This window comes from Lentzea sp. NPDC004789, from assembly GCF_053601075.1.
Window position 1 is genome coordinate 516,624 of sequence record NZ_JBSGBE010000004.1, and the last position, 14,936, is coordinate 531,559.

The following is a 14,936-nucleotide window of genomic DNA, read 5'->3' on the forward strand; positions in this document are numbered from 1 at the left end:
GATGACGACACTCTCATTGGTCGCCCATCCTGACGACGACCTGCTGTTCCTGAATCCGGACATCGCGAGTGACATCCAGGCGGATCTGCCCACCTGGATCGTCTATCTGACCGCGGGCAACCTGGATCCGGGACCGGACGGAATGCCGTACGCGGACCAGCGGATCGAGGGTTTGCGGGCCGCGTACGCGCGAGCCGCGAAAGTCGCGGACGACTGGGACTTCGAACTCATCACCCTGCCGAACGGCCGGCAGCTCAGCTCGAACTTCCTGGTCGAGAAGCCGACCGTGCACCTGGTGTTCACGTTCGTCAACGCCGCCAACGGGGACGACAACGGCGATCTGTCCCGCATGTGGGACGACCCGGATTTCGTCGCGACGCCGATCGACGAACGGCCGTCGTACACCAGGGGCTCGTTCATCGCGATGCTCAAGGGGCTGATCGCCCACGTGCAGCCCGATTTCCTCCGGACCACCGACCCGATCGGCGTGGAGATCGGCGACCACATCGACCACACCTACGCCGCCAAGTTCGCCGTCGCCGCGAACCTCAACGGGAGCGGCAAGATGGTCAAGCGGATGGACGCCTATTTCGGTTATGCCTCGGCGAACTTCCCGCCGAACTTCTCCGGCTACTGGGCGGGCGAGAAACTCGCCATGTGGCAGGCCTACACGCCGCACGACAACGCTTTCCCGCCCGGTGGGCCGACGGGGTGGGACGACCTGGCGGTCCGCGAGTTCCGCCGGCACGTGTGGCTGCCGGGGGACAGCTGGCAGGACATGTGACGGGAGCGGCGCCGGCCCTGTGGCCGACCTCACGGCATGAAATCGTTACCAAGAAGGTTGTTTAGGCGATGTAACTAATGTCTGCCTGCCTCCGACCTGGGAGAGTGCCGTTTTGCCGTCGGTCGATCGCGCCACGCGAACCTCGTGGCTGATCTGGACCACCGCCGTCTTCGTCTACTTCGCCGCCGTCTTCCACCGCAGCACGCTCGGCGTGGCCGGGCTGGAAGCGAGTGCGCGGTTCGGGCTCGGCCCCGCGCAGCTCGGTGTGTTCACCGTGCTGCAGGTCGGTGTCTACGCCTTCATGCAGATCCCGACCGGTCTGCTCGTGGACCGGTTCGGGCCGCGCAAGATCCTCACCGCGGCCGCGCTGCTCATGGGCACCGGCCAGCTGCTCTTCGCCGTCGCCGACTCGTACGGCCTGGGCCTCGTCGCACGGGCCGTGCTCGGCATGGGTGACGCGATGACGTTCATCAGCGTGATCCGCATCGTCGCGGCCCACTTCCCGCCGCGGCAGTACTCGCTCGTGGTCGCGATCACGGCCGCGTTGGGCGGTGTCGGCAACCTCATCGCCACCGTGCCGTTGACGCTCATGCTCGGCTCGATCGGGTGGACCTGGGCGTTCCTCATCGCGGGCGGCGTCACCGCGCTGTACGCGGCCGTGGCGTTCCTGCGGGTGAGCGACGTGCCGTCCGGGTTCACCGCGCCGAAGCCGGAACCCGTGCCGGTGCGGCAGATCTGGCCCAAGGTGCGGCAGGCGTGGAGCGTGCCCGGCACCCGGCTCGGGTTCTGGGCGCACTTCAGCACCATGTCGACGCCGGCCGTGATCGGCCTGCTGTGGGGCTACCCGTACCTCGTGCAGGCACAGGGCATGTCGGCCAAGGCGGCGTCGTCCACGCTCGGACTGCTGGTCATCGGCGCGATCGTGTCGAGCCCGATCGTCGGCGCGTTGTTCTCCCGCAACCCGGAGTGGCGCATGCCGATCGCGGGCTGGTTCCTCGCGTTCGCGTTCCTCGGCTGGGCCGTGCTGCTGCTGTGGCCGGGCGGTCACGTGCCGGTGCCGGTCATCGCGGTCGTGTTCGTCGTGCTGACCGTGGGCGGGCCGATCTCCGGTGTCGCGTTCGCGCTGGCCCGCGACTACAACCCGGCGCACCGGCAGTCCACCGCGAGCGGCCTGGTCAACGTCGGCGGCTTCCTCGCCGTCACGGTGACCGCGCTGGGCGTCGGCGTGCTGCTCGACCTCGTCGAGGGCGTGCTCGCCCCGCAGGCCGCGTTCCGGGTCGCGTTCAGCTTCTGCGTGGTCGTGCTCGCGTTCGGCGGCTGGCGGATGCTCGTGTGGTGGCGGCGCGCGCGTGCGGCGGTGTTCGCGGCGGAGGAGCGCGGTGAGACGGTGCCGGTGCAGTTGCGGCGTCGTCGCTGGGACGCTCTGCGCGTCGCTTAGGATTTCCGGCCGTGAAACCCTCTGTTGCACCGGGCCTGGTCGTCGTCGACAAGCCGGACGGCATGACCTCGCACGACGTGGTGGCGCGTGTGCGCAGGATCCTCGGCACCCGCAAGGTCGGGCACGCCGGCACGTTGGACCCGATGGCGACCGGCGTGCTCGTGCTCGGCATCGAGCGCGCGACGAAGCTCCTCGGCCACCTCGCGCTCGACAGCAAGGCCTACCTCGCGACGATCGTGCTCGGCGCGGCCACCACCACGGACGACGCCGAGGGCGAGGTTCTGTCCACTGTGGACGCCTCTGGCGTCGCCGACGACGCGATCGCCGCCGAGGTGGCGAAGCTGACCGGGCCGATCCAGCAGGTGCCGTCGGCCGTGTCCGCGGTGAAGATCGACGGCAAGCGCGCCTACGCACGGGTCCGTGCGGGCGAGCAGGTCGAGATCCCGGCACGGCCCGTCACCGTGCATCGGTTCGACGTGCTCTTCACGCGTCGTGAGGACAAGACGGTGCTGCTCGACGTGATGGTCGAGTGCTCCTCCGGCACCTACGTGCGGGCGCTCGCCCGCGACCTCGGTGCCGCGCTCGGCGTCGGCGGGCACCTGGGTGCGTTGCGGCGCACCAGGGTCGGCCCGTTCGACCTGCGCGTGGCCAAGACCCTCCAGCAGCTCGAGGAGACGCCCGCCCTGTCGCTGGACCTCGACGCCGCGGTCGCCACGGCGTTCCCGCGCCGCGAGATCGACCCGCGGGAGGCGTCGGCGCTCTCGCACGGGCAACGGCTGCGCGCGGGCGGCTTCGAGGGCACCTACGGCGTCTTCGGTCCGGACGGGCACGTCATCGCGCTCGCCAAGGACGAGGGCGACGCGTGCAAACCCGTCGTGGTGCTCAGCCCGGCTGGGTGAGCCCGCGTGGTACGACCCGACGTAGGCTGATCACCGTGCAACGCTGGCGCGGACTAGATCACCTTCCCGGCGGCTGGGGCCGCTGCGTCGTGACCATCGGCGTGTTCGACGGTGTCCACAAAGGGCATCAGGCCCTCATCGGCCGGGCGGTCGAGCTCGCGGAGCAGCGCGGGCTGCCGAGCGTGCTGATGACGTTCGACCCCCACCCGTCCGAAGTGGTGCGTCCTGGCAGCCATCCCGCCCAGCTGACGACGCTGCGGCGGCGGGCGGAGCTGGTCGAGGAGCTCGGGATCGACCACTTCGTGGTGGTGCCGTTCAGCCTCGAGACGAGCCGGATGCCCGCCGACGAGTTCGTGCACGAGGTGCTGGTCGAGAAGCTGCACGCGGCGGCTGTCGTGGTGGGGGAGAACTTCACCTTCGGGCACCGGGCGGCGGGTAACGTCGCACTGCTGCGCCAGCTCGGGCAGCGGTTCGGATTCGTGACCGAGGGGGCTGATCTGGTGTCCGCTGACGAGGTGACCTACTCGTCGACCTACGTCCGCGCGTGCATCGACGCGGGGGACGTGAAGGCGGCGGCGGAGGCGCTGGGGCGGCCGCACCGCCTCGAGGGCATCGTCGTGCGCGGGGACGGGCGCGGCAAGGACCTGGGGTTCCCGACCGCCAACCTCTCGACGCCGAAGTTCGCGGCCGTTCCGGCTGACGGTATTTACGCGTGCTGGTTCACCGACGCGAGGGGTAAGAAGCTCAAGGCGGCGGTCAGCGTCGGGACCAACCCGACGTTCTCCGGCCGGGAGCGGCGGGTCGAGGCGTTCGTGCTGGACGTCGACGAGGACTACTACGGGCAGCGGGTCGCCGTTGACTTCGTCGACAGGCTGCGCGAAATGGTCAAGTTCGACTCCGTGGAGGCACTTCTCGAGCAGATGCACCGAGATGTAGACCGAACGAGGGAACTGCTGACCGAGTCGTGACCGTCAGATTGGGCGAAGCGGACGTAGGGGCGTCCGCAGGCTGGCAGGATGCTGGTCGGAGTGCGGGCTACGGGAGAGGCCAACGTGGAGGACCACAAGATCGTTCAGCGCAACCTCGCCCTGCAGAGGGAGTGGTACGGGGAGCCTCTGGGCGACCGGGTGCGCAGGTTGGTCGTGGCCTTCAACGTCTCCCAGGCACAGCTCGCCGACGTGCTGGGGATCAGCGCGCCGATGCTCAGCCAGGTGATGAGCGGCCGCCGCGCCAAGATCGGCAACCCGGCCGTGCTCGCGCGGATGATCATGCTGGAGCGCAAGATCCTCACGCCGGACGTGGCGACCGGGGCGCCGGAGGCGTTGCAACGGGCGCTCGACGACGTGCGCGAGTCCAAGCCGACCGTGTCCCGCGACAACCTGCCGGTCAACGGCGACGAGAGCGTCGCGTACCCGGTGCTGCGCCGGGTCGCCGACCGCACCGAGCTCCAGCAGGCCGCCGACCTGCTGCACGACGACTTCCCGGCGATCGCCGAGCTGTTCCGGCGCGCCATCCGGGCTGCCGGCCAGCGGTGAAGCGGCTCGCTCAGCGGGAAGCACGAGAGCGATGAAGTTCTTCACCGCTCTCTACCCGCCGCAGCACGTGGTCGACGAGCTCGACGCCGTGCTGGACCGCACGCTCGAGATGGAGTGGACGAAGCCGGAGAAGTGGCACATCACGTTGTGCTTCCACGGCGAATCCGCAGATCACGAACGCTTCAAAGCCCTCGAAGGGCACGAGGTCGGGGAAATCCGGCTGAAGAACTTCGGGAACTTCCGCGGCCGGGTCCTGTGGGCCGGAATCAGCGGCGACTTAAATGAGTTGGCACGGGCGGCGGGCGCGAACGACAATTGGTGGGCGCACCTGACGGTGGCGTACGGGTACAAAGGTCAGCCGATGCCGGCGTTCCTGAGCAGCCCGTGGCAGCCGTCCGAAGCAGTGCTCGTGAGCAGCGCCGATGGCGTCTACACACCCGTCGCGCGGGTGGGGTTGCGCACGTCAGCGCGCCGCTGAGCATCGTGCCTGATAGCCTTCCCAGTTGGGTCTGGCTGCGGTCCGTGGCGGCCAGTACCGGCTACCCCGGCCAGCAATTCGGCGGGCGTGGGGCCGCACGGACCTGAACAAGTAGGAGAAGTACCTAGTGGCACTGTCCACGGAACAGAAGAAGTCCATCCTCGGTGAGTACGGTCTGCACGACAGCGACACCGGCTCGACCGAGGCGCAGGTCGCCCTGCTGAGCAAGCGCATCGCGGACCTCACGGAGCACCTCAAGCAGCACAAGCACGACCACCACTCCCGCCGTGGTCTTCTGCTGATGGTCGGCCGTCGCCGCCGTCTGCTGAACTACCTGACCAAGGTGGACATCAACCGCTACCGCGCGCTGATCCAGCGCCTCGGTCTGCGCAGGTGATGCTTGCCGAGGGGGAGTGACCGGCCGGTCACTCCCCCTCGGCGCACAACCAGGTGTATACAGATCCCTGGTTGAAAGAGGAACAAAACAGGGCCCGCATCGCGCGAAGCAGTTATCGCCGGTCCTCGGTAGTGGCCCTCCGGACGGTTCCGGAGGACTTCGATCGAAGACCGGCCTCGTCAAGACGCGTGTGCGGTGTCCAAAAGACGAGGAGTAACAAGTAAATGACGGACATCGAGGTCCACGAGGCGACTGCCGTTATCGACAACGGCAAGTTCGGCTCGCGCACGATCCGCTTCGAGACGGGGCGCCTGGCCAAGCAGGCCGCCGGAAGCGTGGTCGCGTACCTGGACGACGACACGATGCTGCTCTCCGCCACGACGGCGTCGAAGCAGCCCAAGGAGCACTTCGACTTCTTCCCCCTCACGGTGGACGTCGAGGAGCGCATGTACGCCGCGGGCCGCATCCCCGGCTCGTTCTTCCGGCGTGAGGGCCGTCCCAGCACGGACGCCATCCTCACCTGCCGCCTGATCGACCGTCCGCTGCGCCCGTCCTTCGTGGACGGTCTGCGCAACGAGATCCAGGTCGTCATCACGGTCATGAGCCTGAACCCGGCCGACCTGTACGACGTCGTGGCGATCAACGCCGCGTCCGCGTCGACGCAGCTCGCCGGCCTGCCGTTCTCCGGCCCGATCGGCGGCGTCCGCGTCGCGCTGATCGAGGGCCAGTGGGTGGCGTTCCCGACGCACGAGCAGCTTGAGAAGGCCGTGTTCGACATGGTCGTCGCGGGCCGCGTGGTCGACTCCGGCGACGTCGCGATCATGATGGTCGAGGCCGAGGCCACCGAGAACGTGATCGACCTGATCGGCGAGGGCGCCGTCGCCCCCACCGAGGAGGTCGTGGCCGCGGGTCTCGAGGCCGCCAAGCCGTTCATCAAGGTCCTCTGCGAGGCGCAGGCGCAGCTCGCGCAGGTCGCCGCCAAGGAGACCGGTGAGTACCCGACGTACCCGGCCTACCAGCCCGACGCCTTCGAGGCCGTCGAGCAGGCCGCGTCCGGCGAGCTCGCGCAGGCGCTGACCATCGCGGGCAAGCAGGAGCGCGAGGACAAGCTCGACGAGATCAAGGCCGCCACGCTGGACAAGCTGGCCGAGCAGTTCGAGGGTCGCGAGAAGGAGGTCGGCGCCGCGTTCCGCTCGCTGACCAAGAAGCTCGTGCGCCAGCGGATCCTGCGCGACAAGGTCCGCATCGACGGTCGCGGCCTCACCGACATCCGCGACCTGGGTGCCGAGGTTGCGGTGATCCCGAGGACGCACGGTTCGGCGCTGTTCGAGCGCGGCGAGACCCAGATCCTGGGTGTCACCACGCTGAACATGCTGCGCATGGAGCAGCAGATCGACTCGCTCTCCCCGGAGACGCACAAGCGCTACCTGCACCACTACAACTTCCCGCCCTACTCGACCGGTGAGACCGGCCGCGTGGGTTCGCCGAAGCGCCGCGAGATCGGCCACGGCGCACTGGCCGAGCGCGCGCTCATGCCGGTGCTCCCGAAGCGCGACGAGTTCCCGTACGCGATCCGCCAGGTCTCCGAGGCGCTGGGCTCCAACGGCTCGACGTCGATGGGCTCGGTCTGCGCGTCCACTCTGTCGCTGCTCAACGCGGGTGTCCCGCTGAAGGCGCCGGTCTCCGGCATCGCGATGGGTCTCGTCTCCGACGAGGTCGACGGCAAGACCGAGTACGTGGCGCTGACCGACATCCTCGGTGCCGAGGACGCGTTCGGCGACATGGACTTCAAGGTCGCCGGCACCAAGGAGTTCGTGACGGCGCTGCAGCTCGACACGAAGCTCGACGGCATTCCGTCCGAGGTGCTGGCGCAGGCGCTGGGCCAGGCCCGCGACGCGCGCTACACCATCCTGGAGGTCATGGCCGAGGCCATCTCCGACCCGGACGAGATGAGCGCCTTCGCGCCGCGCGTCACGTCGGTCAAGATCCCGACCGACAAGATCGGCGAGGTCATCGGCCCGAAGGGCAAGATGATCAACTCGATCACCGAGCAGACCGGTGCCGACATCTCCATCGAGGACGACGGCACGATCTACGTCGGTGCGGCGGACGGCCCCTCGGCCGAGGCCGCGATCGGCATGATCAACGCGATCGCGAACCCGCAGCTGCCGAAGGTCGGCGAGCGCTTCCTGGGCACCGTGGTGAAGACGGCCGCGTTCGGCGCGTTCGTCTCGCTGCTGCCCGGCAAGGACGGCCTCGTCCACATCTCGAAGCTGGGCAACGGCAAGCGCATCGCGAAGGTGGAGGACGTCGTCAAGGTCGGCGACAAGCTCCGCGTCGAGATCGCCGACATCGACCAGCGCGGCAAGATCAGCCTGGTCGTGGTGTCGGACGACGACGCCGCGAAGCCGGCCGACGCTCCGGCCGCCGACGCTGCCGAGGCGCCCGCTGAGGCGGCTCCCGCGCAGTGAGCGTGACAGACAAGGCGACGGCCGCGGGTGCATCCACCCGCGGCCGTCCGCGTACCGGACGGTTGGGGCACCTCCAGCGGCCGGGCAGCACGCGGGTGCTCGAAGCGTCCGCGGGCTCGGAGGTGCGGCGCAGCATGCTGCCCTCGGGCCTGCGGGTCATCACCGAGCGCATCCCGGGCGTGCGGTCCGCCTCGGTCGGGCTGTGGGTGCAGGTCGGGTCCCGTGACGAACGGCCCGAGGTCGCGGGTGCCGCGCACTACCTGGAACACCTGCTGTTCAAGGGAACCGCGCGTCGCTCGGCGGCGGCCATCGCCGAGGAGATCGACGCGGTCGGCGGCGAGCTGAACGCGTTCACCGCCAAGGAGCACACCTGCTACTACGCGCACGTCCTGGACGAGGACCTGCCGCTGGCGGTCGACCTGGTCGCGGACGTGGTGTTCGAGGCGATCTGCGGTCCGCGCGACTTCGAGACCGAACGCGGTGTCGTGCTCGAAGAGATCGCGATGCGCGACGACGACCCCGAGGACCTGCTGCACGACGCGTTCATCGAGGCGTTGTTCGGCGGGCACGCCCTGGGGCGCCCGGTGCTCGGCACCGAACAGTCCATTCAGGACATGCAGAGGGACAACCTCTACTCGTTCTACAAGAAGAACTACACGTTGCCGCGCATGGTGTTCGCCGTGGCCGGCAACATCGAGCACGCGCACGTGATGCGCCTGGTGCGCAAGGCGATCGGCGACCGGCTGTCGCGGGAAGGCAGCGCGGTGGCTCCTCGCGCGGGCCGTGCGCGCATCGCCGATGCCCGCAAACTGGTGCTGCACACCGACGACACCGAGCAGGCGCACCTGATGCTCGGCATGAAGGGCCTCGACCGCCACGACGAACGCCGGTTCGCGTTGAACGTCCTGAACGCGGCCATCGGTGGTGGCATGAGCTCCCGGCTGTTCCAGGAAGTGCGCGAGCGGCGGGGCCTGGCGTACCAGGTTTACTCGTCGGTCGGCCTGTACGCCGACACCGGCACGTTCTCCGTCTACGCGGGTTGCCAGCCGGACCGTCTCGGTGACGTCGCGGGCGTGATCCGCGAGGTGCTCGTGGACGTGGCGAAGGGTGGCCTGTCGGACGCGGAAGTGGCGCGGGGCAAGGGACAGCTGCGCGGTGCGCTCGTGCTGGGCCTGGAGGACACCAGCTCCCGGATGTCGCGCATCGGCAAGTCCGAGCTGAACTACGGCGACCACCTGAGCGTCGAAGCGACGTTGGCGCGCATCGACGCGGTTTCCGGCGACGAAGTGGCGTTGCTCGCACGTGATCTGCTTCGCCGCCCGGTCGCTGCCGCGGTGGTCGGGCCATACGATCATGCCGACGATCTGCCGGACCAGGTACACGAGGTGATTGCATGATTCGCGTCGGAGTTCTCGGCGCGCGGGGCCGCATGGGTTCCGAGGTGGTCCGCGCGGTCGAGGCCGCGAAGGACATGGAGGTCGTGGCGGCGATCGACGCCGACGACCCGTTGCAGGCTCTCGTGGATTCCGGCGCGCAGGTCGTCGTCGACTTCACGCACCCGAACGTGGTGATGGGGAACCTGGAGTTCTGCATCGCGAACGGAATCCATTGCGTGGTCGGCACTTCCGGTTTCGATCAGTCGCGTTTGGACACCGTGGCCGCGCTGCTCGCCGACCAGCCGTCCGTCGGCGTGCTCGTCGCGCCGAACTTCGGCATCGGCGCCGTGCTGCTGATGCGCTTCTCGGAGATCGCCGCCCGCTACTACGAGTCGGCCGAGATCATCGAGCTGCACCACCCGCGCAAGGCCGACGCCCCGTCGGGCACCGCGGCGCACACCGCGCGCCTGATCGCGGCGGCCCGTGCCGGCATGGACCCGATGCCCGACGCCACCACCCAGGAGGAGCCGGGCGCGCGAGGTGCCGTCGTCGACGGCGTGCGCGTTCACTCGCTGCGGATCTCCGGGATGATCGCGCACCAGGAGGTCGTGTTCGGCGGCGAGAGCGAGACCCTGACGCTGCGCCAGGACTCGCTGCACCGCACGTCGTTCATGCCGGGCGTGGTGCTGGGCGTGCGGGAGGTCGTGTCGCGTCCGGGCCTGGCCGTCGGACTCGACAAGTACCTGGACCTGTGAAGGTCCGCCTCACCGTAGGGCTGCTGGTCGTCGCCCTCGCGGTCTACTTCGTCCTGCTCGCGGGGCGTGCTCTCGCCCTGCTGCAGACCGGCTCCCTCGTCGGCGTGCTGCTCGGCGTGGGCGTGCTGATCCTGCCGTTGCTCGGCGTGTGGCTCGTGTACTCGAACCTGCGCTTCGGCTGGGAGACCGAGAAGATGGCCCGCGAGCTCGACGCCGACGGCCTGCTGCCGGACGCCTCGCACCTGCCCCGGCGGCCGTCGGGGCGGGTGGACCGGGACGCCGCGGACGCGTGGTTCGAGGAGCGGCGGGCCGAGGTCGAGGCCGCGCCGGACGACTGGCGCGCGTGGTTCCGGCTCGCGTACGCCTACGACATCGCGGGGGACCGCGGGCGGGCGCGCGAGACGATGCGCAAGGCGATCCAGCTGCACTCCTGATCTTGTCGGGGGTCGCGAGTACGTTGAAACGCAGGGGTTCCCGGATCGGGGGTACCCCTGCGTCAGCGTGAGGTGCGGCTGTGTCCGCGCGGCGGGGCGGTCCCCGAGTGAAGTCAAGTGCCGCAAGGGAACCCGCGGTTGCGTCCGCGCGGCCGGGGAGCGGACGTGGTGGCGCGATTGGCGAAAGAGCCCTGTAGAGCCCCGAGCACGCGACCTGAGTGAGACCTGCGGCTGCTGAGCAACCGACAGCGCCGGCCGGAAGTCGATCACGGCGGGTACCTTCGGCTGCAGGGGTGTGCCATCCAGGCAGCTCGAATCCGCGCCATCAGCGCGCGTTGGGGGACCGATCATGAGCAGTACCTGCAGCGACCAACCCGGTCCGGCCTGGCCGCCTGCCCCGATCCGGACCGAGCGGCTGGTGCTCCGCGAGTCGGAGGTCAGGGACCGGCCGGCGTTCATCGAGCTGTTCTCCTCGCCGGAGGTGGGCACCTACATCGGCGGTGCCCAGCCACGCGACGAACTCGAGCGCACGGTGCCCGAGGTGCCCGGCCGGCGCTTCGGCTTCTTCGTCGTCGAGGTCGGTGGCTCGCTGATCGGCATGATCACGTTCGACCGCCGTGAGGCGGGGCGCAAGGGGCGCTTCACGCCGGAGGGCGGGGAGGCCGAGCTCGGGTACCTCTTCCTGCCGTCGTCGTGGGGGCACGGGTATGCCGCCGAGGCGTGCGCGGCGGCGCTCGACTGGTTTCGCGGTGCGTGTCCCGGTGATCCGGTGGTGCTCACCACGCAGACCGCCAACGCCGCCTCGATGAGCCTCGCGGAGAAGCTGGGGTTCGTCGAGGTGGAGCGGTTCGAGGACTTCGGCGCCGAGCAGTGGTTCGGCGCCTGGTCACCGTGAGGCCGCGGCCAGTTCGGCGGCCAGGTCTCCCTTCTGCACCACCAGCACGTCCTCCAGGCCCAGCCACTCGGCCATGTGCCGGAGCTCCCCGGCCAGCTCCGCCGCGACGCGACCGCGCTCCACGCCCTCTTCTGCCCACGCCGACTGCACGCGCAGGACCCCGGCCGCGCGGTCGGCCTTCAGGTCGACGCGCGCGACCAGGGAGCCGTCCAGCAGGAACGGGAAGACGTAGTAGCCGTGCACCCGCCGGGGTTCCGGCACGTAGATCTCGATGCGGTAGCGGAACCCGAAGATGCGCTCGGTCCGCGCCCGCTCCCAGATCAGCGGGTCGAACGGGCACAGCAGCGCCCTGCCCTCCACCCGCCGCGGGGCCTTCGCGTCGACGTGCCGGTAGGCGACGCCGCGCCAGCCGTCGACCGACACCGGTTCCAGCACGCCGTCCTCCACCAGGGAGGCCACGGCGGCCTGGGAGCGGCGCGGGTCGAGGCGGTAGTAGTCGCGCAGGTCGGGTTCGGTCGCCACGCCCAGCGCCACGGCGGAACGCGTGACGAGTTCTCGCGCGCCCTCGTCCGGGGTCCACTTCTGGGCCAGGACGTCCGGTGGGATCACGCGCTCGCTCAGGTCGTAGAGGCGTTCGAACGAGCGGCGGGTGCCGGTGGTCAGCACGCCGACGCCGAACAGGACCTCGCACACGCGCTTGACCTCGGACCAGTCCCACCACGGGCCCTTCGCGCGGCCGGAGTCGCCGAGCAGGGCCTTCTCCAGGGCTCCGGCGCCGATCGGGCCCAGTTCCTTGATCGCGGCCAGGATCTCGTCGACCAGCTGCGGTGAGCGTTCGAGGATGGTCTGGTAGTTCTGCCACCAGCCGCGCTTCTTCGCGCCGGAGTGGAACAGCGGCCAGTCGGCCACGGGCACCAGGGAGGCCTCGTGGGCCCAGGTTTCGACGAGCATGCGCGGTTTGCGGGCCGAGTGCGTCCACGCGGCATCGTCGAGCAACGAGGACTCGTAGGCACCGAGGCGCGAGAACAGCGGCATGTAGTGGGCGCGCACCGCCACGTTCACCGAGTCGATCTGCAGCAGCTGCACGCGCGACAGGACGCGTTGCAGGTGCCTGCGGGTGGCCGCGGAGGGCCTCAGGTCGGTGAAGCCCTGGGCGCCCAGGGCGATTCGGCGTGCGACGTCCGCGCTCATCCTCTGCACGTGGCCGATGTTGCCACGCACCCCTGACAATTCTGCGACGCGGCGTCGATAAGGTGCGGTCATGGCCGACGCCGGCGTGCACCTCGCCACTGCTGCTGACCTCGCGGAGATCGTCCGCATCCACCGGGAGACGTGGCGGCTGGCCTACGCCGAGCTGCTCCCGGAGGACGTGCTGGACACGCTCGACGCGGACGACGCGTGGGCGTTGGCCGTTCAGAGCGGTGCCGTGCTCAAGGCGACCGAAGGGGAGTGGACGGTCGGGTTCGTCGTGGCGAGCAAGGCTCCGGACGACGAGGTGGCCAAGGCAGACGGTTCGCTGCCCGGCGACGCGGAGACCACGGCGCTGCTGAGCGTGCTGGTCGAACCGCGGTGGGGGCGGCGCGGGCACGGCACGCGGCTCGTCGCCGAGGCGTGCCGGCGGCTCGCGGAATCCGGTGCGACGCGCGGGATCGCGTGGGTGCCGGAGGCGGACAAGGCGTCGCGGAACTTCTACGAACGGCTCGGCTGGTCGGGTGACGGCACGGTGCGCACATTGGACGCGGGCGGGCGTCCGTTGCGCGAAATCCGGGTCACCGGGCCGTTGGCGGTCCGACTCGACCACTGAGATCTGTGTAGCCTCGGGCGGGTGTTCGGCTTGGTTGGCCTCACCTTCGGGATCGCGCTCGGCTCGGCTCTCATCCCCTTCATCTCCGTCGAGGCGTGGGTGGTGGGTGTCGGCGCGCGCTGGCCCGGCGTCTCGTGCTTCCTCGTCGGCCTGGTCGTGGCGGTCGCCCAGGTGTCGGGCAAGCTGCTGTACTTCTACGCGGCGCGCGGTGACATCAAGCTGCCGAAGTTCATGCGCCGCAAGGAGAACCCCAAGCCGTCCAAGCTGCACCGCTGGATCGGGCCGGGCACGCGGGTGCACCGGTGGGGCGACTGGATCCACGTGAAGTGCAAGGCGCACCCCAACTGGATGGCCGGCACGCACGCGGTGAGCTCGCTGGTGGGCGTGCCGCCGTTCATGGCGACGAGCGTGCTCGCCGGGCTCGCGGGCATGTCCACGGCGATGTTCATCGCGACCGGCATGGTGGGCCGCTTCGCGAGGTTCAGCTTCCTCGCGGCCTCACCGGCCATGGTCATGGCCTGGTTCTAGTAGCTGAACAGGATCGACGCCGTCACGGAGAAGGCGATCACGAGCGCGGCGACGGTCACGCGGGCTGACTCGAGCACGGTCCAGAAACCTATCGACCCGTCACTGATGAAAGCCAGGCGCAAATGGGTGAGAACCGAATGATCCGGTTCTCACCCAACAGTTTTACGCCCGATTATTCAAGAACGAGAACACCGTCGGGCAACCCGGGGAGTTCGAACGAGTGCCACATCGGCCGCCAGCCGGGCAGCTCCAGCATCCGCCTCAGGTCCGCGAACCCGCTGAGCCAGCCCACCCACGGTCCGTACGGCGGCGTGGACGGGTCGAACCCGCTCTGCACGAACGTCAGGTGCGTCCTGCCCTCCGAGCCCTTGAGCTCCCAGGACGTCACCATCCCCTCCTGGAACTCCAGCGCGAAGTGCTCCTCGTCGAGCGCGACGATCTTCGCCGGGTGCTCGTCCTCGGCGAGGCTGCCCATCGTCCACCGGCCGCCGACGTGCGGTTCGATCTCCATCCGCGCCCCGAACCAGCGCGCGAACACGTCCGGGTCGGTCAGCGCGCCGAGGACGGCCGCCGGTGGTGCCGCGACGTCGAACTCGAACCGCTGCTCAGGCGTCGTGAAGTCGCAGAACCCCAGCACCGGCCGGCCCTCGACGTGGTCGACCAGGTTCGCCAGCACCAGCGGCCAGAACGTCTGCACGACCTCTGACTCGTCCGAACCCTGACCCCAGGTCGGGTACGGCGACTGCGTGGCCGCGATGAGCGTCTCGCCGTCACGTTGCTCCACGCCGAGCTCGACCGTGTACTCGGTGTCGTACAGGAACCACGAGAAGCGCACCGACGTGTCGTCGAAGCCCAGCAGCTTCTGGCGGCCGCGCTCACCGTCCGGGGTGTGGCGCCCCCAGAACTCGTACTGGCCGCCCTCCAGATCCACGTGCGCGTGCTCGGCCAGCCACGCGCGCAGGTCGTCGGCGGTGGTGAGCGCCTGGTAGACCCTCGCCGCCGGTGCGGACGTGCGCGCGCGGACGGTTCCTGTGCTCATCGGTTGTCTCCCTAAGGTTGAGGTTGTTCGGGGTGAGTGCTCCGGATGCCCAGTGCGATGGGGTGTGGCTTATCGGTTGTCGGCCGCACGGTGGCTCGAAAGG

General features: G+C 69.5%; 16 protein-coding genes. 14 read left to right on the top strand and 2 right to left on the bottom strand.

The annotated features are described in order from the left end of the window. The first annotated feature begins 1 nt into the window (after position 1). The 12 genes from ACWEIJ_RS12915 to ACWEIJ_RS12970 all read left to right on the top strand — a co-directional run bounded on the left by ACWEIJ_RS12915 (position 2) and on the right by ACWEIJ_RS12970 (position 11,462). Positions 2 to 784, top strand: a complete 783-nt coding sequence (locus ACWEIJ_RS12915) for a PIG-L family deacetylase (protein ID WP_449837317.1) — start codon at positions 2 to 4, stop codon at positions 782 to 784. A gap of 112 nt (positions 785 to 896) precedes the next feature. Beyond that, the gene (locus ACWEIJ_RS12920; RefSeq protein WP_449837318.1) at positions 897 to 2,222 is read left to right on the top strand and encodes an MFS transporter; all 1,326 of its coding nucleotides are present in this window, start codon (positions 897 to 899) and stop codon (positions 2,220 to 2,222) included. 11 nt (positions 2,223 to 2,233) lie between these two features. After that, a complete protein-coding gene (truB, locus tag ACWEIJ_RS12925) occupies positions 2,234 to 3,121 on the top strand; it encodes a tRNA pseudouridine(55) synthase TruB (protein ID WP_449837319.1) in 888 nt (295 codons plus the stop codon). A gap of 35 nt (positions 3,122 to 3,156) precedes the next feature. Then, positions 3,157 to 4,089 carry a bifunctional riboflavin kinase/FAD synthetase gene (locus tag ACWEIJ_RS12930; protein WP_449837320.1) on the top strand — a complete coding sequence of 311 codons (933 nt, stop codon included), beginning with the start codon at positions 3,157 to 3,159 and terminating at the stop codon, positions 4,087 to 4,089. A gap of 84 nt (positions 4,090 to 4,173) precedes the next feature. Continuing rightward, positions 4,174 to 4,656, top strand: a complete 483-nt coding sequence (locus ACWEIJ_RS12935; RefSeq protein WP_449837350.1) for a helix-turn-helix domain-containing protein — start codon at positions 4,174 to 4,176, stop codon at positions 4,654 to 4,656. A 31-nt stretch (positions 4,657 to 4,687) separates the two neighbouring features. Then, entirely contained in the window at positions 4,688 to 5,134 is a 447-nt protein-coding gene (locus tag ACWEIJ_RS12940) for a 2'-5' RNA ligase family protein (RefSeq protein WP_449837321.1), read from the top strand. Positions 5,135 to 5,261: 127 nt separating this feature from the next. Then, entirely contained in the window at positions 5,262 to 5,531 is a 270-nt protein-coding gene (gene rpsO / locus ACWEIJ_RS12945) for a 30S ribosomal protein S15 (protein ID WP_030471762.1), read from the top strand. A gap of 224 nt (positions 5,532 to 5,755) precedes the next feature. Further along, positions 5,756 to 8,002 (top strand): polyribonucleotide nucleotidyltransferase, encoded by a 2,247-nt coding sequence (locus ACWEIJ_RS12950; RefSeq protein ID WP_449837322.1) that lies wholly within the window; start codon positions 5,756 to 5,758, stop codon positions 8,000 to 8,002. A 2-nt stretch (positions 8,003 to 8,004) separates the two neighbouring features. Beyond that, positions 8,005 to 9,399 (top strand): M16 family metallopeptidase, encoded by a 1,395-nt coding sequence (locus ACWEIJ_RS12955; RefSeq protein ID WP_449837323.1) that lies wholly within the window; start codon positions 8,005 to 8,007, stop codon positions 9,397 to 9,399. Then, positions 9,396 to 10,133 (top strand): 4-hydroxy-tetrahydrodipicolinate reductase, encoded by a 738-nt coding sequence (dapB, locus tag ACWEIJ_RS12960; RefSeq protein WP_449837324.1) that lies wholly within the window; start codon positions 9,396 to 9,398, stop codon positions 10,131 to 10,133. Before ACWEIJ_RS12955 ends, dapB begins: the two co-directional genes overlap by 4 nt. Beyond that, positions 10,130 to 10,567, top strand: a complete 438-nt coding sequence (locus tag ACWEIJ_RS12965) for a tetratricopeptide repeat protein (RefSeq protein WP_449837325.1) — start codon at positions 10,130 to 10,132, stop codon at positions 10,565 to 10,567. The genes dapB and ACWEIJ_RS12965 overlap by 4 nt, the downstream gene beginning before the upstream one ends. 349 nt (positions 10,568 to 10,916) lie before the next feature. Then, positions 10,917 to 11,462: a GNAT family N-acetyltransferase gene (locus ACWEIJ_RS12970; protein WP_449837326.1), complete on the top strand. Its 546-nt coding sequence runs from the start codon at positions 10,917 to 10,919 to the stop codon at positions 11,460 to 11,462. Here the strand turns inward: ACWEIJ_RS12970 and ACWEIJ_RS12975 are convergent. After that, positions 11,454 to 12,653: a winged helix-turn-helix domain-containing protein gene (locus ACWEIJ_RS12975; protein ID WP_449837351.1), complete on the bottom strand. Its 1,200-nt coding sequence runs from the start codon at positions 12,651 to 12,653 to the stop codon at positions 11,454 to 11,456. The two genes, ACWEIJ_RS12970 and ACWEIJ_RS12975, sit on opposite strands and share 9 nt — an antisense overlap. Before the next feature lie 70 nt (positions 12,654 to 12,723). Between ACWEIJ_RS12975 and ACWEIJ_RS12980 the strand changes: the two genes are divergently transcribed. Then, on the top strand, positions 12,724 to 13,266 hold the full coding sequence (locus ACWEIJ_RS12980; RefSeq protein ID WP_449837327.1) for an N-acetyltransferase family protein: 543 nt from the start codon (positions 12,724 to 12,726) through the stop codon (positions 13,264 to 13,266). Between the two features lie 21 nt (positions 13,267 to 13,287). Then, the gene (locus ACWEIJ_RS12985) at positions 13,288 to 13,794 is read left to right on the top strand and encodes a hypothetical protein (protein ID WP_449837328.1); all 507 of its coding nucleotides are present in this window, start codon (positions 13,288 to 13,290) and stop codon (positions 13,792 to 13,794) included. A gap of 172 nt (positions 13,795 to 13,966) precedes the next feature. Here the strand turns inward: ACWEIJ_RS12985 and ACWEIJ_RS12990 are convergent, their stop codons facing one another. Continuing rightward, positions 13,967 to 14,833: an SRPBCC domain-containing protein gene (locus ACWEIJ_RS12990; RefSeq protein WP_449837329.1), complete on the bottom strand. Its 867-nt coding sequence runs from the start codon at positions 14,831 to 14,833 to the stop codon at positions 13,967 to 13,969. Between the last annotated feature and the right edge of the window lie 103 nt (positions 14,834 to 14,936).